Below are 20,355 nucleotides of genomic sequence, written 5' to 3' on the forward strand. Positions count from 1 at the left end.
CGATGTTAGGTTATCGTTAACGGCAAAGCGTGTCACTCATAACTGAGCGGCACGCTTTTTTTCGTGCTAAGCGTTGCTTTGAAGGGGAAAGCATGAAACACAATTCGATTCATCAAATCCAGCTCAAACAGACCATTATCGATCATGTGCCGCATGAAGTAGGCTATACAGCAAAGTTCAACTGGACTTTGGGGATCAATGCATCGTATGTCCTCCGTGAGTTCGGGTCTTCTTATGTGAATCGTGGTGTATCTAAGCTTATGCACCGGTTGGACATGAGCTATACGAAACCAACTTATACCTTAGAAGCTGCTGATGAAGAAAAACAAAAAGAATTTGTCGAAGGAACTTTTCCAGGGTTAAAAAATTTCGATAATGGCGAAATAGATCACTTACTGTTTGAGGATGAGAGCATGATTCGTGATTATCAAGCTTTATAGCGGACTTTGTTTGCCAAAGGGCAGCAGCGCATCATTCAAATAACAGGTAAGCATCGTGGTAAGAAATTACTTGCCTCGGTAGATCATGTGACTGGCAAGATCATTTGGTGCGAAGATGAAGAATACACTGCTGCAACGTTTTTAAAAATCCTCAAGCAAGTTCTGGAGGCCTACCCGACTGGTAAAATCGTGATAGTTTTAGATAATGCCCGTATCCATTACACGCCAAACCGATTCGCCCTTTTTTGGATGAGTATCCTCGCTTAAACTTTATATTTTTTCCTCCGTACAGCTCGCAACTCAATATTGCAGAAGGGCTTTGGAAGTGGCTGAAATCCGATGTCATTAATAACGTGTTCTGCACACCGTAGATGACATCTGCAAAAATGTGAAAGTTTTTATGAACAACATTATGCTTGATCCTATCAAAATCATTGACCGACTTTACATTTGGATGGAATCAGGACAATTAGTAAATCATTGTTCAACTTATATAATTTGAGGGCAACATTTTTTGCGGATTGATTATCTCTTCGATACCTACGCATTTTTGCCAAATATGTTGAGAAAGTTTGTAAAAAAAATGAGCGAATACACAAGCTATGACAATGTTGCGTTCTAAACTCTATGAGCGTAAATTAGAATAGCAGCGATACCCGTTGTCGGATGCAGATAACCGAAAACCTTGTTTGGCAGCATCCGGTCTCACTCCATTGCAAATAGCAAGCGTGATATGCCCATTTGGGCGGAGACACCGCCGACTAAACAACTGGCAATGACGATGCCAAGAAAGAACGGAGAGAACAACATTCCGCCAATCGTTTGGGCAATCTCGCTGCTCCGTCAGGACTGGAGAATATGGTAACGTCCGGAAATACCCTTTGCATAAAGTATGTGAGTATCACTCAGTCACTAAAAGAACTGTAACAGACTATATTTACAGTTTCAAACCATATTCTGACACCAATTGACAAAAGTTTTGACATCTAATGACAAAGCATCTGACAACTATTGACAAAGTTTATGAACAGGAGTATCATTTGAACGTGATATATGTCGTTTTTTTTATAACAAATTAACACTATCAATGATATTGATGAAGATGAAACAATACCTGACTGGCAATAACCGATGTTACGGCACGTTATTGGTCATAAGGAGACATAACAAGTAGCTTGTAGTGCGGTGAAAAATATGGCTGGACGAGAGGGCGAAGCTATGTTTTTTTTGAAAAATGTCGAAAATTACACATGAGTAAGGCACAAATAAATAAGAGTAAGCGACCTATGGATATTTAGGTCGCTATTTTTTTTATAGATTGAGTTACACAATGTGGAGCTTGATCAAGTAGATCATTATTGATTGAATTTATTCGAATCTTCTAGGCATTTACTATTAATGTGGGGGTAGAACATGACGACCTGTATTATGGAGGATGTGCGTATGATAATCGAAGTTTCAGACGTGGTCAAAAAATACAATAATCTCGATGCGTTGAAAGGGGTTAATCTGAGTATACGTGAAGGTGAGATATTTGGGTTGCTAGGACCTAATGGGGCTGGGAAGTCTACGTTGATGAATACGATATTAGGACTTTTACGTTTTAACAGTGGCTCAGTGAAGATATTCGGCAAAGACTTTTCAACACAAGCAACAGAAATTAAACGTAAAATTGGTTACGTTCCTCAGGAAATTGCTGTATTTGAAACGTTAAATGCGATAGATAATGTCACTTATTGGGGCAGATTGTATGGTCTGCGAGGAAATGAGTTAGCACAAATGGTTAAGAAGGCACTGGAGTTTACGGGTCTGTGGGACAGAAGGAAATCGAAAGTGAGCACCTTTTCAGGCGGCATGAAGCGAAGGCTCAATATTGCTTGTGCGATTGTGCATAAACCGCGTGTTCTATTTATGGACGAACCGACGGTTGGGGTTGATCCGCAATCACGCAATCATATTTTAGAATCTATCCGTATAATGAACAAAGAAGGCACGACGGTCATTTATACGACTCACTATATGGAAGAAATCGAAGCAATCTGTGATCGCGTTGCTATCATGGATTTTGGTCAGTTAATTGCACTTGGGACAATTGACGAATTAATCGCAGACCATATCCACGAACAGTGCCTAAGATTGGAGTTTACTGCTAATACAGCGGAATCTGTCAAAGTAATCGAGTCCATTGATGGAGTTTTGTCCTTTAGTGTTAACGAAGAGATATTAGAAATTAAACTAGTCAAAGATGACAGTTGTATTCCTCTTATATTGGAACAATTAATCAAGCAACACTTTAATATAAAATATATGGCAGTAGAAAAACCGAATTTGGAAACTGTTTTCCTCCAATTAACAGGCAAAAAGTTGCGTGATTAAATCGGAAAAGAGGATATGCAATGAATATTTTGTTCCAAATGTTCTATGCGGTTAAACGGATGATCATGAATCCAAAAGCAATTTTAATAAATTTGCTTACTTATGCTATCATTATCCTCATTTTGGGTTCGGTATTCGGCAGTACATATGATATACAAAAGTCATTGGGGAAGGTAACAATAGCTTATGCAAACCTTGATTCAGGCAGGTATGGCGCTATTTTTGATGCTGTTTTACATTCAAATGATGTTACTGAGCTTGCGGAACTAAAGGCGGTTACGTCATTAGATGATGGCAAAGCTCTCCTTAATAAGGATGAAGCAGATGCCATTATTTTTATTCCTGATAATTTCTCTGACGATAGAGTTCTCCCCCATGTCGTCAATGTCTACTTATCAACAGATTACGGTGTACCTACGCTGGTTGTTAAGAACATTGTAAGTAGTCTAACCAATTTGATGAATACGTCTAGCGTTATTTACAACATAACAGGGCAAACAGAAGTCGATGCGATGGGTTCCGAGCGACAGAAGAATAATGAAGAGAATGTCAAAGAACAATCCTTAACAAGTTCAAGTTTGAAAGCGACGACTGCGATGGGGTATTACAGCATAGCGATGATACTGATGCTATTATTATACGGGCAAGAATACGGTATTGTTATGGCGTCTGAAGACTATTTGGGCACTTTAGGTAATCGAATTCGCTTGTCTGCAGTGAAACCGTATGAACAATATATTGGCAAAGCACTTGGGTTGTCATTGGTGACATTTTTCCAAGGGGTCATCTTACTCTTGTTTACAAAGTACGTATATGGTGTGGATTGGGGAAACCATATTATAGTTGTACTTCTTACTTTGTTTATATTATCCATACTCGTTACACTACTCGGGTTGATGCTGGTTATTATTACACGTGACATTCAAAAAGCACAATCATTATCCAATTTTATAACGCTGGGGGGGACTTTCATCGTTGGCGGTTTTGTAATCGTGGACTTTGGATCAGTTGCCTATCTATCACCAAGCTATTACGCTAAGACTGCTCTTTTCAATGTCGTTTATGGGAATCAAGTGGAGCAGGCACTTATTCATATTGGATTTATGGTATTAATTTGTGTCGGAATTGTGCTTGTAAGTCTGGCTGCTTCGAGGAGGACGGTAGAATGACAATATTTCTTAATTGTATTAGACGTGTTTTCCAGAAGGGTTGGAGTTTGTTGTTTATTTTTGTTATACCGATTTTATTGACTGTTTTTTTGATTGTGGCGACATCTCAGGAAGTTCAATATAAGGTTGGGATAATAGATGAAGACAATACCTTGTTCACTCAAGATTTTATAGAACAATTAAAGGGGCAGTACAAGATTATCAATCTGACGAGCAATGATGATGTCAAAAGCATGGTTATTAATTCAGAACTAGATGGTGGGTTGCTTTTTCAGCAGGGCTTTACCGAAAGCTTGTTGAATGGTGACGACGTCTCTGTATTAATCTATGATTTAGCAGGTACTGACATCTTTGGTCCTGTAAAAGTGTATGTGTCAAGCTATGTATCCTCTGCAAAACAAATTGCAAGAGCGTCTGGAGGTGATGAGAAGATTTTTTACCAAGGCATGGACGACTACAAGAAGAGTGCGTTTAACGTTACATATGAAAGTACGCTTAAGTATGCAGGTTCAGAACGAGACGTCAGCAATGCGGTAAAATCATTAGGATTTATTGCTTCTGGCATGATATTTCTTATGACATTTTCCACCAGTTTAATCTTGCAAGATAAATTATCAGGTGTGTATGATCGTATTGCAGTTACGCCCGTATCAAGATTTAGTTATCTCATACAAAACATGCTGGCATGTTTTGTGATCGCTGCTATTCAATCCGTATTGTTACTGAGCATTATATCTAGCATAGTAGATTTTCCATTTGGGCAGACCTCTGAGCAGAAACAAGAAGTGTTGCTCGTGTGCTTGGCTTTTTCCCTTGTTTGTGTCGCACTAGGTGTAGCAATCAGTAGATTCGCGAACACCCGCCTAATGGCTGGTTCGCTCTCGACTTTACTTTACTTTCCTATGCTAATGCTGGGGGGGTGTTTTTGGCCGCGGGAGATCATGCCTAAATTTGCGCAGCAGATCGGAGATTTTTTCCCGACAACATGGTTTTTGCAAGCAGGTAGAGATGTTATAGCCGGGAAAGGTATTGCAGCTTCTTCACAGCAACTGATATATATGCTTAGCTTCGCAACTCTACTTATATTTGTTTCCGTTTTCGTAAGGAGTGAAAAGGTAAGGACGTGATATGAACATAGAAACAATTGTGGTAGATCAAAAAAGGAAATGGTATGCAAAACAGGTCGTAATCCATTGAATTGCGACCTGTCTTTGCATCCAAGGAGGGAGCGTTTATGCACAACATAGCAATCTTACTGCCAGGCATAGGATCACAATATTTAAAAATGGGAAAATCCATGTATGACAGCTATGCATCAGCAAAAAGGGTTTATGATATTGCTGACGAGTGTCTAGGTTATCATCTGCGGGAACGAATTATGTACGGTGATAGTAAGGAATTCAATGATAAAACATTTGTACCGGCAGCTATTTTGACAACGAGCATTGTGTTTTTTACTGTATTTCAAGACGTATTTAATAGTAAGGCGAAGTATTATGCAGGTCACAATATAGGAGAACTGTCGGCATTAGTTTGTTCAGGGGCAGTTGATTTTTCAGATGCACTTCATTTTATTGTAGAACATAGTCAAATTACGCTGTCCCAAAACGATGCATCAAATAAGGAAGAACTATCGTTTCGGTTACAGGAACTTATTGCAAAACTTCCATTAAAAAGGCATGTTGAAAACGTTGTCACCGCTGTGGATGGAAAAGTATATACAGACAGTGAAGATGTTGTAAGGTTAATGTTGCAACCTTATACCCAGACCCGATGGAAAGATACGATTCGATATATGACGGACCAAGGTATCTATCGTTACATTGAAATAGGTCCTTCCAACATGTTGCGTCCTCAGGTATTAGATGTTGAGCCTGCAGCACGTGTTCTTACCATGGATTATGAAGGCGACCCTTATTATTCGACAGAACTGTTTAAGAAAAGAAAGTTATTTAATAGGACGTATTTGTTGTCAAGGATGTTAGGAGTTGCAGTTAGTGTACCAAACCATAATTTTGACGATATGGATTATCTTCAAAATGTCGTTACGCCATTCAATCAGTTGAAAGACATCTATGATAAGTACTCGTCTTCCAATGAACAACCTTCCGACTCAGATATGGCAGATGCAAGCCGCTATTTTATGCAAATTATGCATGGTAAAAAGACTGATGCAAATGAGATAAACCTAAGACTATCCGATCTTCAGGAAGAAACTCTCATTGAAGATGTTGATATGTTCATTGATTTGAATAAGACCATGTTAGTAACAAAGGGCATATCGGTTAGTGGTATGTCTTAAGGAAGGAGCGAACAATATGATAACAACTAAAAAGACGATTGCAATGGACCTCGTTATCTCCATGTTCAAAGACGGAAGAATAGATAAAGCAGAAGCGGGTCAATTATTAAAGGGACTGAATTCGCAAAAGACACCGGTTGCTATAGTTGGGATGAGTTGGAAATCTCCTTTGTCGGATAATTATAATGACATATGGGATGTAATATCGAACAAGCGCACGTTAATACAGGCTTGTCCAAAGGATAGAATAACACGTGCCTCGCAATTATTGGGTGGATTAGATGCAGATGAGCGTAATTATCATTATGGCGCCATCTTATCAGATATCGATCAGTTTGATTATGAATTATTTGGAATGTCGCATGAAGATGCATCATTAATGGAACCTAGCCATAGAATCATGCTTCAAGCTGCTTACCGGGCACTTGAAGATGCGGGGTATCTTAGCACAGACCGCAGAAATGAGATTACAGGTGTGTATATCGCCGCTAATTTTACTGCTAACCAAATAACTAATTATCTTAAGTATATCGATAATATTAACATGAAATCGTATATGTTGAATTGGACAAGCTTTCTTGCAACACGCCTTTCAAATCAATTTGATTTGCGAGGGCCTTCAACGGTGATTGAGAATAGCTGTGTTAGTGGTGCAATAGCGCTTTATGAGGCTTGTAATTTGCTTGAAACGGGTAAAATTACGTCAGCACTTGTCGGGGGAATCAATATTTCGCATTTGCTTGATAAAAGAACAGTATTGAATGAAGTTTTTCATCATGCGCCAGATATTGCGAGTAAAGGCTATGATGATGAGCCTGGAGGTAACTATGTAGGAGAAGGAGCAATCGCCTTGTTTTTAAAGCCGCTTGATAAGGCTGTGGCGGATCAAGACCGGATACATGGGATTATCCGGGGGATACATACAAATAACAGTGGTGGGGCGACCGTTGACTTTCTGCAAACAAGTTCGGAAATGATCACCCAAGTCGTACAGGGAGCGCTTATCGATGCGAATCTACGACCGGAAGATATTACGTATGTTGACGGTGAAGGGTATTGTGAAAGAATTGAACAAGCGATAGAAGTTAAAGGATTGGTTAATGGCTTTCAAACACAGAAAAAACAATATTGTGCACTTGGCCTATCGAGTGTGAATTTAGGCTATTCGGAAGCAATGCTAGGCTTGAGTAATGCTGTGTGTTGCTTGCTTGCCTTAAAGAATAAGCAGATACCGCCTATCTATAAATTTGATACTCCTTCCTCCTATTTGGATCTTATTAATTCGCCATTTTATATAAACGACAAATTAAAAGACTGGGAAGTTGAGGAAGGAAAAAAACGTATCGCTGCATCGTTTTCTTGTGGATATGGCGGGGGGAATGCACTTACCCTATTTGAAGAGTATATTCCTGATGAACAGAATTTCCAGCCATGGATTAAAGACCACTATTTATTTTGCATTTCGGGGCACACGCTTGTTTCTCTGCAACAGACAATCAGCAAATTTACGGAATTTGTAAAGCAATATAGGGATATGGAGTCGGCTAACGTGCTTAATTTTTCCTATACGATTCTAGCACGTCGCCAGCATTATAGTCCGTATCGCCTAGCGGTTGTTTACCGTACATTTGATGACCTCTATGATACGTTAAGTCAATGGATCGTCGATAACAGATCAAGCCGTGATATTTACTATGAAAAGAAAAGCAGAAAGAGCGTTGCAGAAAATCGTGATGTAGAGCAAGGCATGCTATCTTCTCTTGCTAGGTATGATATGCGTGAAATAGCTGAGTACTATGTGAACGGTTATACCATTGATTTTAATAGGTTGTTTCATGACGAACAACCCAGATTGATTGATGTTCCAGGTTACTGTTTTACACAATCTAAATGTTGGATAGGAGGGTAGATTAGGGCGTTCATGAACGGTCTAATCAATTATGATGATGAGAAAAGCATTCTATTTTCCAGGACAAGGTTCACAGTATGTTGGGATGGGGAAAACACTATGTGAGAATTCTAAAATCGCTTCAGATGTATTTGCGGAAGCAAGTGATGCATTGTCACTTGATCTAAAGAAGTTGTGTTTTGAAGGTGATCAAGCGAATTTAACATTAACACATAATGCCCAGCCTGCGATTTTAACAACAAGTGTAGCCATGTTTCGTGTACTGATGGATAGGCACATGATTAAACCCGACTTAATGGCTGGACATAGTTTAGGTGAGATTACTGCACTCACTTGCGCAGGTGCCATTGATTTTGCTGATGCTGTCAAAATTGTGCGTAAACGGGGAGAGCTGATGCAAGAAGCGATTGCACCGGAAGCAGGTTGCATGGTGTCTGTGTTGATGCGTGATGTGGAGAAACTTGAGCATATTTGTCATTCGGTTACTCAATCAAACGAAGTGGTAAGTATCTCAAATTATAATTCACGCACGCAAACCGTTATTTCTGGACATCGTACATCTGTTGATCAGGTTGTAAATGTACTGAATGAAGAGGGGATAAAATCTGTTTATCTTAATGTAAGCGCTCCATTTCATTGTAGTATTATGCAACCTGTCGCCACGCTCTTTGAAGAAGAACTTAAAAAATACCGGTTTAATGATTTTACGATACCTGTGCTTTCTAACGTAACAGCTAAGCCTTACCTTGGCAGTGAGGATATCATTCCTAATCTTACAGCGCAAATTTACACACCTGTTCGCTGGGTAGACTGCATGCTCTATGCGAAAAAATATTTGATCAAGTATGGCGTGGAAGTAGGGCCGGGACATGTACTTAAAAAATTGATGAATAACATTTTCGGTGACACGCCTGTATTTGCCTATGACCATATTGAGGATATCGAAAAACTTGAAAAACACATTCAGGATAGTGCTATTCCGTTTTTGTCCAGAAGTTTAGGTATTTTTGCGGCTACCCGTAATAACAATTGGGATAGTGAACAATACCAACGAGGAGTTATTGAACCTTATAACAAGTTAAGTGCACTTCAGAGCGAGATTGAGAAGGAAGGAAGAGCTGCTACTGAAGAGGAGATGCAACAAGCTATTACGATGCTGCTAATGATGTTCAAAACGAAACAAACAAGCCGGGAAGAACAGATCGCCAGATTAAAAGAGTTATTCAGAGATTCCAATACAGAATCCTTGTTCGAGCATTTTGATTACAATGCAATTACATAGAAGGGGGCTATCCAGTGGATTTGAATATGATTAAGCAAATACCGTATTCGCCATCCGATTCCGATTGTCATGAACCTTCTGTCCAGGATATAGCGATCATTGGTTTACATGCACAGGTTGGAAAAGCCAACAATGTTAAAGAGTTTTGGGATTATATCCGTAATGGAATGGATTTGATTACTGATTTTCCGCAACAACGGTATGAGGATGCGGTTCGATCATATCAGTACATGCACCAGAAGGAAATACCTGAAGATTTAGGACAATCTGCTTATATGGATCGAATCGATTTATTCGATCCAAGTGTATTTAATATCTCACCTCGGGAAGCTGAATTCATGGATCCAGCGCAACGTATGTTTTTGGAGTCGGCTTGGACAGCGCTTGAGGATGCCGGCTATGGTGGCGGTTGTTTAAAAGGAAGTCAGACAGGTGTGTTTGTAGGCTATACAAGTCCGCCTGATTCCTACCGTTCATTGCTGAAAGAGAGTGATGCGCATACGTACGGGATTTCAGTTTCTGGAAATGTGGATGCCATTATCGCAAGTAGAATTAGCTACATATTAAATCTAAAAGGACCGGCAATTAATATTGATACGACTTGCTCATCCTCTTTGGTAGCTGTGCATACGGCTTGTGAGCACATTAAAAATGGTAGCATTACAATGGCGATTGCGGGTTCTGTTCGCTTCAGAATAGCACCCGCACCACAAGTGATTGAGAACAAGATGGGAATTGAGTCTTCTTCTTCGAGAACGAAGACGTTTAACTATGATGCAGACGGTACAGGCACAGGAGAAGGTGTTATATGTTTTATCCTGAAGTCGTTACGCGATGCAGTCCGCGACCGCGATAATATTTATGCGGTTATTAAAGGGGGAAGTGTCAACCAAGATGGAGCTTCGGTTGGCATTACTGCACCAAATGCTGAGGCTCAAGAATCTGTCATAAGAGGGGCATGGAAAGACGCTCGAATCAACCCTGAGACGATATCTTATATTGAAGCGCATGGTACAGCAACAAAACTTGGCGACCCTGTGGAAATTAACGGTATAGAACGTGCGTTCAGCCGAGTGACGGACAAGAAACAATTTTGTGCAATCGGATCTGTAAAAAGTAACGTGGGTCACCTTGATAGTGCAGCAGGAGCGGTAGGGCTACTTAAAGCAGTTTTAATGCTGAAGCATAAGCAATTACCTCCAACGCTTCACTTCACAGCACCTAACCAAAAGATTAATTTTTCATCATCACCTGTTTATGTGAATGATAAGTTATGTAATTGGGAGCCGACGCATTATCCGAGACGATGTGGTGTTAGTTCCTTCGGCATGAGCGGAACAAACTGCCATCTCATCTTAGAAGAAGCCCCCCAAGTAGACAGTGCAGTACATAGTCCAAAACAATCTCGGATAATTACGATTTCAGCCAAAGATGAACAGACCGTTCGCCGTTACATTGAGCTGTATAAGCAATATGTAACGCAAATGCCAAACTGCAATCTTGATGATTTATGCTATACCGCCAATGTCGGCAGAGTTCATTTTGAATGTCGTTTTGCGATGATTCTTCATTCTCCGGATGATCTTTTAGCGATTAATTTTACACAAAATCTTAGCGATAACAGTTATGTCTATGGCGAACATAAAATAACGGATTCCAATGTTACGGATGGATATATTCACCGTAATACGGTGCAATTACTTTCGCAAAAAGCTGCTGAAATTACGCAACAAATTATCCATGAGTCGGACGAAGGGCAATATAAGGACTTATTAAATGCATTAATTGCACTATATGTCCAAGGCGCGACTATTGACTGGAAACAATTATATGGCAGAGAAGAACGACGTAAGTTGAGTATCCCTACTTATCCGTTCGATCACAAAAGATATTGGGTTTCGTTACCGTCTAGACAAGAAAAACAATTATTTGAATCTCGCAAAGAGAATCTTCATCCATTAGTTCATACATGTGTGTTAGATACCCATCGTATGCAAGTATATATGACAAAGATGAATGTTGAACAATGTTGGGAATTAAAATGTCATATGATAAATGGTGTTCATGTTTTACCAGGCACTGTTTTTTTTGAAATGGCCGTATTCGTAAGTACTCGGTATTTAAAACATGCTCAATTTGATATTGAGAATCTATTATATTGTGTTCCATTTGCTTGTGGCAGGCATGAAACTCGTACGATTCATACCGTCATAAGGGAGGATCGTGATGTCATTACGGTGAATTGCTTTAGTAAAAACGATCAGGAAAGTGAATGGATCCATCATTTAGAAGTGTCTGCGCGCGCAAGAAAACATGCAGCCCCTAAAAATATGTCAATCGATATCCCTTCGATTATGGCTCGTTGTGAGGTACTGGATAAGCATACATCATTGGTACCTAAAACAATTGTAGAAATTAAGGGGAATAAGTGGAACAATTTAGCGGCACTTTATAAAAATGATACAGAACTTTTACTTTATTTCTCAGTTGATAAAGCCTTACTAACAGAATTGGATCAATATATACTGTTTCCGTCTTTACTTGATCCGGCGATTAATTCTGGCAATTTGATTATTAACGATGTCTTTTTGCCGTTCTCCTGTGAACAAGCGCGCTTCTATCAACCTCTTCCGCCTAGAATGTATAGCTATATTAAGCTAAAAGAGCAAGATCGTGTAACGGAGGAGTTTGCGGCTTTTGACGTCACGCTACTGGACGAGGATGGTCGTATCATTGGGGAACTGAACAATTATGTTATTAAAAAAATCCATGATGAGGAGAACTTTATGAAGTCATCCCAACATCAGTATAGAACGACACACTGGATTGCTTGCCCTGACCCCTTTGATAAAGCGGTGAGTGTTGTGAAGGAAGACGATTGCATTCTCATCATGTATCGTCGTGAGCAACTCAATTCGTTTTTGATGTTGCAGATGCGACAGTACTTTGGAGAGCGGATGATAGCAGTAGAGTTAGGAGAGGCATGTGATTTTGATACCATTCTATCTTCATTGGCGAAGGAGAAGATTAAGTATATTGTTCATATTGCTTCGCTTATGCATGAAGAGATACAAACAGTCTCACAGCTTATAACAGAGATGGAGTTGCTCTTCAAAAGCACATTTAATTTGGTAAAGGAATTACTTAACCAAGATGTTCGTCATTCAATAAACTTGGTTATATTCACCTCAAATGCAACGAAAGTAACCGGTGAGGAAGAATGGATTCAACCGTTGAGCTACGGATTGAGTGGTATGGTCAATTCGATTGGCAGAGAGTATGCGAACATTAAGACACGCGTAATTGATATTGATAACGATACGTCAGCAGACGTTCTGATCGAAGACATGCTCAGCAATGAATCGTTGCATGCTGTGTCCTATCGAAGAAATATTAAATATATGCAACAACTTCACAATGTCACACAAGGAACAACCCTTGATGATGAACAAATGACGTTAATCGATAACGGGGTTTATATCATCACAGGTGGGTTAGGTGGCATGGGGTTAGCCATTGCCCAGCACTTATTCAGCCTTAACCCTACTATTCATGTCGTATTACTTAACAGAACTTATTCAAGAGATACGTTTTCGCATCTATCGGATACTACTGATCCAATTCTGCGCAAGAAACTGGAGCAGGTGCAAAGCCTTTGGGCTCAAGGGTATTCATTGGATATTATGCAGGTCGATATTGCTAACTATGTACAAATGGATGATACCTTACAGCAATTACGAGATACACATGGAGCGATCTGCGGGGTGATACATGCTGCGGGTATTGCTGGAGATGGGTTCATTATGAATAAGACATGGCAAACGTATGAATCAGTCTTAAGACCGAAAATTGCCGGAACCTGGATATTGCATGAACTGACCCGCGAGGATCCGTTAAGCTTTTTTGTGATGTGTTCTTCTTATGCCTCCATATTTGGTGCAGCAGGACAAAGCGATTATGTCGCTGCGAATGCGTTTCTGGATAGTTTTTCATATTACCGCCGTGCATTAGGGTTGCCTAGTTTGACCATTAACTGGACAGGGTGGCGTGAATCAGGGATGGCGGTAACGAGTGGTATACGCGAAGAAGGGGTGTATGTGCGATTCCTTAATGATGAAGAAGGAGCCACCGCGTTCTGGCATGCTCTAAAAACAAAGCTGCCTCAGGTGCTGATCGGAGATATTGATTCTAAAGCATTACAAATGGAACACGACAAACCCATCATCAGTGTGTTTGCGAATAGTAGCAATTATAAAGGTAACGATCAGAGTCATCGGAGTAAGGGAACTACCCCCGAGGATAAAGAGATTGTTGTGATTGGGAAGAGTATGAGCGATATTACTGACATTGAAAGAAATGTAATCTACGCTTGGTCGCAAACTCTCGGTACAGATCAAGTAGATATCCATGCTAAATTTTTTGAATCGGGTGGCAATTCATTGCTTGCTGCATATCTCCAAAAAGAACTGGATAAGTTCTACCCCGGTATCATCGTGATTACGGATATGTTTGTGTATTCGACAGTAGTAGAAATCGCGCAATATATAGAGAAAAAGACAATGAAGAGCGACAAGATAACGATTAAGGAAGAAAATGGAAATAACATAGAGGGTATGTTAGACCAATTTGTTGCAGGTGATATGAATATGGAGCAGGTACTAGCGTTGCTGGATAAGCGCAATTAATAAGGAGGGATTTAGGTATGAACACTGTAAAGAAATTTATTTTAGAACAACTCAGCATGAAGCATATTTCCCAAACAGAAGCAGTAAATTTGTTAGCGGAGCTTCAACAAAATGAAAAAGACGAATTAAATGAAATAGCGGTGATTGGTGTTGCAAACAGGTTGCCTATGTCAAAAAATTCAGGGGAGTACTGGGATAATTTAGTGAATGGTAGGTTGTGCTTTGTACCGAAACCTGAAGATAAACTTGTTTATGACGAGATGATCTTAAAGAATATTGATTTTAGCGAGTATATCGGCTATACACCTTCGCCAGAAAATTATGACAAGCTTGAACAGTTTCAAGGTGGTTATATTACGGATTGGGATAAATTTGATGCCGCCTTTTTCGGGATTCCTCCACGGGAAGCGCGCTATATCGAACCTGAGCAAAGGGTATTCATGGAAGCTGCAGTGACAGCAATCGAAGATGCCGGTTATAGCATTCCGGCGATAACTAATTCGAAAATGGGTGTATTTGTCGGAAAAGATCAAACAAACTCTATCCACTATAAATACCTGACCGAAGATGATCAGATGAAACTAAGTGGATTTTGGAGTGGTATTTTAGCAAGCCGTATTAGCTATACGTTTAACTTAAAAGGGCCAGCCTTCGTCCTTGATACTGCCTGCTCTTCAGGGCTTGTTGCGATACATGAAGCGTGTAGTGCGCTTCGCAATCAGGAGTGTGATATGGCACTCGCGGGTGGGATTAACCTCGGCATCGCTGGTCAAAATATGCAAGATATTGATAACAAGCAAACATCGGATGAGGATATGAATATTATGGACTCCGTCCAATCCACGGATTATCGCGTCCGCACCTTTGATAAGAAGTGTAGTGGTACGGTGTTTTCTGAAGGTGTAGTTGTATTTTTATTGAAGCCACTAAAGAATGCGATAAAAGATGGCGATCACATTTACGGTGTGATAAAGGGGAGCTCAGTAAACAATGATGGGGCTTCAAACGGTATCACTGCTCCGAATCCACTTGCTCAGGAAGAAGTCATCATTGATGCGTGGAAAAGAGCTAACGTTTCACCTGAATCTATCAGTTACGTCGAGACACATGGTACTGGAACGTTGCTCGGTGACCCGATTGAAGTTACTGGCTTATCTAATGCTTTTTCAAGATTTACGGATAAAAAGCAATTTTGTGGAATTGGTTCTGTGAAAACAAACATTGGGCATTCGGTCGGTGCTGCCGGCCCAGCAAATCTATTAAAAGTTCTTTTATCTATGAAACATCGGATGTTACCACCGAGTCTTCATTTTGAGGAGACGAATCCATACATTAATTTTATCAATTCACCTTTATATGTAGTCGACAAATGCATGAATTGGGATAGCGGGGAAATGCCGCTACGAGCAGGAATAAGTGCATTTGGTTTTAGTGGAACCAATTGCCACCTTATCGTAGAAGAATATAAGGAGCCGGATTTGTTACCAGCTCCGACTTCGAATAATGTACTTTCTCTATCGGCAAAAACGGAAACCGCTTTAAAAAGCTTAATTCATAACTATGAACAATTTCTTGAGAATGAACAAAATATACCGATCGGTAACCTATGCTATACGGCGAACACGGGCCGCGGGCATTATACGTATCGAATCGCTATTGTATTCAATACCCTCAAAGACTTAAGAGAAAAGCTTGCTATTCTAAACAAAAATGATTTAAAAAATATGGTTAATCATGGCATTTACTATGGAAAAAATCAGGTTGTATCGGATAAGCGTCAAAGTATAAATGAAGGCGAAATTTTAATTAGCGAGCTAAATCGCATCACACAAGAAGCGCAAAACCTTGTTTTAACAGGGGGAGATGTGTGTGAAAATGTATCACAACTCTCCAAGCTTTGTGAACTTTATGTAAAAGGAGCCACAGTTGATTGGAAGCATTTGTATCAAGATGGCACATATAAGCGCGTTTCTTTACCAACATATCCATTTGATAGAACGCATTATTGGGCTGAACCGGCTACAGTGATGCAATCAATCCGTAGGAAACCGGATACTAAGATATTACATCCGCTTGTTCATCATTGTATTGTTGATTCAATGAAGCAAAGTGTGTATCTCATAAATCCCGAACTAGCAAAAGAATGGGTTATTACCGACCATAAGCTTATGGGCACCGGTCTGCTGGTCGGAACGGCATTTCTTGAAATGATTAAAGAAGCATGCCAGCATTGTTTTAACAATGCAAATATTGTGATTCAGGATCTCGTTTTTATGGCCCCGTTGCTAGCTTATGAAGGGGATAGGGATATCCATATTGTTATTACTCACAATGACGTTAATGCAGAATTTTCGTTTGTATCTAGGCAAGAGGAATCGACTGGGGACGTGTGGATAGAACATTGCAAAGGAACGGTTTGTATGCATGATGATACGCCGCCTAAACAGTTATCATTTTCAGAAATAGAATCAGATCCCGCTTTTACAAAGCTTAATGTTAAACAAACGTCGGAAGAAAAAGAAGTATTTTACAGTAATTGGGGTAGTGATAATTATTTTGGTGAGCGTTGGAATTCCATATTAAACTTCTTCACTAAAGCAAATGGTGATCGGGATGAAGTTATAACCGAGTTACAAATTTCAGACAAGTATTTGTCTGATTTAGACCATTTTTCTTTCCATCCGGCATTAGTTGACGATGCAATTAATGTACCTGTTATCCGAATTTATTCGGGTGGGCTTAAATTATTGCCTTTATCGTATAAAAACTTAAAATTTTATCGCCGGGTTCCGAATCATTTTTACAGTAAGATTGCTTTGACGAAGGATACTAACACGGAAGTGTTTACGTTCCGCGCTTCACTCGTGGATATGTCTGGAAATCTAATCGCAGAGGCGGAAGAAGTCACGCTGAGGCAAATTAGCAAAATGAATGAGTTTAATAGGGATGTCTTTTATGGTATGAACTGGATGCTGCAGTCGGCAACGATACAAAAAACTCAAAATGTGCAAGGTAATATATTAGTTTTTTGTGACCATGGTGAATATTATGCTCGTGCACTTGCAGAACGAATCCAGCCCCAGCCTCAAGATAGTCGGTTGTTTTTTGTCTCAATTGGCAAAGAATTTAGCCAAATTGATGAAACCCATTTTACTGTTGGTGAAGATGAGGAAGATTATGACAAACTACTTGCTGCGATTAGTGTGAATCTTTGTTCCGTATATCACTTTAGTACCGTTGACTTTACACGAACGGATGTTTCGGCGGAGCGATATGGAGAAGAATTACATCAAGGTCTCTATAGTGTGGTTTATTTGACCAGAGCGTTACTTAGAACGATCCGTGATTCTGTTGACTTTGTGTTGTTGACTGACTATGCACATGAAGTAACAGGAGAAGAAGCTTGTGTCAAGCCTGCACACGCAGCCTTTCTGGCAGTAACCAAGTCGACTGCGGCAGAATATCCTAATCTTCGCTATCGTTGTATCGACATAGATGAGGCAACAGATATGGAGACTGTACTAGATGAGGTGATGACGGACAATCCAACCTTCCGCGTCGCATATCGAAACAATCAACGATTCACGGAGGCACTTACTGTGATCGAACAGAAACAAGAATCGATAAAGAGGTTGGAGATTAAGCAGACAGGCTTCTATTTCATTACAGGAGGTACCGGTGGATTAGGGTTGCAAATGGCAATAGATTTAGGGAATAAGGGAGCACAAACAATCTGCCTTCTAGCTCGTAAAGCATTGCCTGATCGGTCAACGTGGCAAACCTTACTGTCGGATGGGGATCGTAAACTTAAAACCCTTATTGAATCGATCTTATATCTTGAAAACCTAGGATGTACCATTTTGCTTCGCTATGCGGACGTTAGTGATATGGTCCGAATGGAAAGCATTCTATCAGAGCTAAAAGCCGCATATGGCCCTATTAATGGCATTATCCACTGCGCTGGTATGGCAGGAGATGGATTCCTGTTTAACAAAAATATGAATACATTTCGTGATGTCATAAGACCAAAAATTGATGGTACGGTAGTATTGGACGCTCTGACGAAAGGAGAGACGCTTGATTTCTTTATCCTGTTTTCTTCGATGACGTCTTTATTAGGAGGACCGGGGCAAAGTGATTATACCGCAGCGAACGCATTCCTTGATGCATATGCGACGTACCTTCGGAAAAAAGGTATACCTGCGCTAACTGTGAATTGGCCAGGATGGAGTGAAGTGGGTATGGCAGTCGATTATCAGGTTGCAGATGCCGTTACCTTATTCCGTTCACTGGAGACAGAAGCAGCTATTCAGGCGTTAAATGAGATCATAAAGTACGATTTGAGTAATGTTATACCAGGGCAAATCAATTATGATGTTCTGCAACAAATAGGGGAGAATAATCTTCCATTTAAACTGTCGGCATGGTTGAAGAAAAACCTTGATCGTCATATCAGTCGTCACAATACAAAGAAAAAACAAGTAGCAAAACAGACGATTACACCAGAGGATGTACACATTATTGGTAAAAATGATAATTATACGACTACAGAGAATGAAGTGGCGTTCCGCTATGCTATCGTGTTAGATCTAAGGGAGATTGATATCTATGAGAGTTTTAATTCTCTCGGAGGGGATTCCATTCATGCGATGGAGCTTTTAAAGGAAATAAATGCGGTATATCCTAGAACGATTGATATTACGGATATCTTTACGCACTCTTCCGTAGAAGAATTAGCGGGGCTCATTGATAAGAAGCGCGGTATCGGCAAAGATCAATCCGATGACAAGGCGTTTATTGTACCGAATTATGAATTGTCAGATGACGATATTATGTCAATGTTAGACAATGTGGAACAAGGCAATGTATCCTCTTTCGATGAAGCGATAAAAGTAATTAAAAGTGACAAATAAATGATACATGATTGTATCATTACAACCTGTCGAGAAAGTCCGATGGACTTTCTCGACAGGTTTATTTTTATATGGTGGGTCTCATCTTTTTTAGAAAAAATCGATTTAAACGGCTCTAAGAGCCAAGTTATTGGACTGCATTTGGCTCTGTTTTCGGTGTTTCAGAAAAACAGGGGGTTTTTCGACAGCCTGAAATGATACATGATTGTATCATTTCAGGTTGTCGAATTAAAGGAAGGGGTTATTGATATGGGCAATGGGATTAAACTATTTTGCATTCCTTTCTCAGGGGGATCCGCCGAAGTATATCGCAAATGGAGCAAATCGTTACCTAGTGATATACAATTATTCCCTGTGGAATTGCCGGGTCGCGGCAAGAGAATCTTTGAGCCACTTCTGGACGACATAGATACCATTGTTGAAGATATCACTGCTACGATAGCAAGCAATGTTGCTTCGAACGATGATTATGCGATATATGGACATAGTTTAGGTTCACTACTTGCGTTTGAAACGTATTACAAATTAATCGAGAACGGTGTTCATAAGCCGCAGCATATTTTTTTTAGCGGACGTAATGCACCGCAAAATAAGCATAGCCGAACTTCAATTCATCGATTGCCAGACGAGCAATTTTTGCATGCGGTTATGAATTATGGGGGCAATACGCATGAAATAATTGAAAATCAAGAGTTGCTTGATTTATTCTTACCGATATTGCGCGCTGATTTTAAGATATCAGAAACATATTGTCACCAAGAGAAAACAGATAAGATCGCTTGTGATATTACAATCATTAATGGCCGCAATGACCACAGTGCTAGCAGGTATGACATGTCCGAGTGGAGCTATTATGCAGGTGGGGCAGCGACTTTTCATACGGTAGATGGTGGACACTTTTTTATTACAGAGAATTATGAACCTGTTGTAGATATTATCAAGCAAACATTGACAATATCGGATGAAATTCTAGAAAGGCAATGATAGATCGTTTTATTGTGAACTAATCTTTATTTACCTTAATTGGAAAAGAGGGTTTGAATCAATGAACAGTAATATTATTTGGGGTATAGGATTATTAGTGCTGAGTGTGTTTCTTAAGCCATTAATGGCGATTGCGGGGCTGAATGAAAGGTTGTTCGGATTGCACTTGCAAGGTGAAACTTTGTTTTCATTGAGTCCATTAGTAGTTCGGATTATTTTGGCAATCATTGGGATCATTATGCTGATCATCGGCGGTCTGCAAGCTGCAAAGCAGAAGAATAAATAGTTGAAAGGA

At 39.9% G+C, this 20,355-nt stretch carries 14 protein-coding genes; all 14 read left to right on the top strand.

Annotated elements, in window-relative coordinates; all coding sequences use genetic code 11:
- Positions 1–92 precede the first annotated feature (92 nt).
- The 14 genes from ACQ5BJ_RS11805 (at position 93) to ACQ5BJ_RS11870 (ending at position 20,346) form a co-directional block, all read left to right on the top strand.
- Positions 93–440, top strand: a complete 348-nt coding sequence (locus ACQ5BJ_RS11805; protein WP_005550247.1) for a winged helix-turn-helix domain-containing protein — start codon at positions 93–95, stop codon at positions 438–440.
- 6 nt (positions 441–446) lie between these two features.
- Positions 447–707 carry a transposase gene (locus tag ACQ5BJ_RS11810; protein ID WP_430109509.1) on the top strand — a complete coding sequence of 87 codons (261 nt, stop codon included), beginning with the start codon at positions 447–449 and terminating at the stop codon, positions 705–707.
- Entirely contained in the window at positions 686–811 is a 126-nt protein-coding gene (locus ACQ5BJ_RS11815; RefSeq protein WP_157267213.1) for a transposase, read from the top strand. Before ACQ5BJ_RS11810 ends, ACQ5BJ_RS11815 begins: the two co-directional genes overlap by 22 nt.
- 362 nt (positions 812–1,173) lie before the next feature.
- Complete coding sequence (locus ACQ5BJ_RS11820) at positions 1,174–1,305, top strand: hypothetical protein (protein WP_430109506.1); 132 nt, start codon at positions 1,174–1,176, stop codon at positions 1,303–1,305.
- Positions 1,306–1,883: 578 nt separating this feature from the next.
- Positions 1,884–2,816 (top strand): ABC transporter ATP-binding protein, encoded by a 933-nt coding sequence (locus tag ACQ5BJ_RS11825; RefSeq protein WP_430109504.1) that lies wholly within the window; start codon positions 1,884–1,886, stop codon positions 2,814–2,816.
- Positions 2,817–2,836: 20 nt separating this feature from the next.
- Positions 2,837–3,985 carry an ABC transporter permease gene (locus ACQ5BJ_RS11830; protein ID WP_430109502.1) on the top strand — a complete coding sequence of 383 codons (1,149 nt, stop codon included), beginning with the start codon at positions 2,837–2,839 and terminating at the stop codon, positions 3,983–3,985.
- A complete protein-coding gene (locus ACQ5BJ_RS11835; RefSeq protein WP_262866821.1) occupies positions 3,982–5,112 on the top strand; it encodes an ABC transporter permease in 1,131 nt (376 codons plus the stop codon). The genes ACQ5BJ_RS11830 and ACQ5BJ_RS11835 overlap by 4 nt, the downstream gene beginning before the upstream one ends.
- Before the next feature lie 107 nt (positions 5,113–5,219).
- Positions 5,220–6,287, top strand: coding sequence for an ACP S-malonyltransferase (locus ACQ5BJ_RS11840; protein WP_430109500.1), 1,068 nt, complete (start codon positions 5,220–5,222; stop codon positions 6,285–6,287).
- 16 nt (positions 6,288–6,303) lie between these two features.
- Positions 6,304–8,196, top strand: a complete 1,893-nt coding sequence (locus ACQ5BJ_RS11845) for a polyketide synthase (protein WP_005550242.1) — start codon at positions 6,304–6,306, stop codon at positions 8,194–8,196.
- 31 nt (positions 8,197–8,227) lie between these two features.
- Positions 8,228–9,478 (top strand): ACP S-malonyltransferase, encoded by a 1,251-nt coding sequence (fabD, locus tag ACQ5BJ_RS11850; protein WP_262866820.1) that lies wholly within the window; start codon positions 8,228–8,230, stop codon positions 9,476–9,478.
- Between the two features lie 14 nt (positions 9,479–9,492).
- The gene (locus ACQ5BJ_RS11855) at positions 9,493–14,163 is read left to right on the top strand and encodes an SDR family NAD(P)-dependent oxidoreductase (protein WP_430109497.1); all 4,671 of its coding nucleotides are present in this window, start codon (positions 9,493–9,495) and stop codon (positions 14,161–14,163) included.
- Positions 14,164–14,180: 17 nt separating this feature from the next.
- Complete coding sequence (locus ACQ5BJ_RS11860; protein WP_430109495.1) at positions 14,181–19,076, top strand: SDR family NAD(P)-dependent oxidoreductase; 4,896 nt, start codon at positions 14,181–14,183, stop codon at positions 19,074–19,076.
- Positions 19,077–19,325: 249 nt separating this feature from the next.
- Positions 19,326–20,060, top strand: coding sequence for a thioesterase II family protein (locus ACQ5BJ_RS11865; protein WP_430109490.1), 735 nt, complete (start codon positions 19,326–19,328; stop codon positions 20,058–20,060).
- A gap of 61 nt (positions 20,061–20,121) precedes the next feature.
- Entirely contained in the window at positions 20,122–20,346 is a 225-nt protein-coding gene (locus tag ACQ5BJ_RS11870) for a hypothetical protein (protein ID WP_430109487.1), read from the top strand.
- The last annotated feature ends 9 nt before the right edge of the window (positions 20,347–20,355 follow it).

This window comes from Paenibacillus sp. B1-35, from assembly GCF_050474385.1.
Taxonomy (GTDB): Bacteria; Bacillota; Bacilli; order Paenibacillales; family Paenibacillaceae; genus Paenibacillus_B; species Paenibacillus_B alvei.